Source organism: Xenorhabdus santafensis, from assembly GCF_033949405.1.
Lineage (GTDB): Bacteria > Pseudomonadota > Gammaproteobacteria > Enterobacterales > Enterobacteriaceae > Xenorhabdus > Xenorhabdus santafensis.
Genome location: NZ_VCDN01000305.1, coordinates 1 through 325, shown reverse-complemented (window position 1 = coordinate 325; position 325 = coordinate 1). Strand labels below are relative to the sequence as shown.

Genomic DNA, 325 nt, shown 5'->3' with positions numbered 1-325 from the left:
TGATGAAAAAATATAAATAGTTAAAGAAAAAAGACTGACAAAAATATCAGTCTTTTTTTCTTGTTTTTAGTTATAGAGCGTATCTTTTTATGGTATTTTCTACTTTTTCTCTCCAGTTTTCTATATCGTCAATTGATATTCCAATCTTTATTAATTCGCTTGGAATGAAACTGTTATCTAAAATCCATAAAGTGAGCCTTTCTAATGTGATTCTTTCGTTTCCAATCGAATAAATACGTTCACTTTGTTTGCAGGTATATGGTTTTTTACCAACATATTTTTCTACATAAAAGTATCTTTTTCCGTTTGCTTTGTAATTTGTTAG

1 protein-coding gene is annotated in these 325 nt (G+C 27.1%); it reads right to left on the bottom strand.

All coding sequences use genetic code 11. From position 1 onward, the window contains the following. Positions 1 to 70 precede the first annotated feature (70 nt). Positions 71 to 325: hypothetical protein (locus FE392_RS22590; protein ID WP_319931923.1), on the bottom strand; the 255-nt coding region annotated here is incomplete at its 5' end.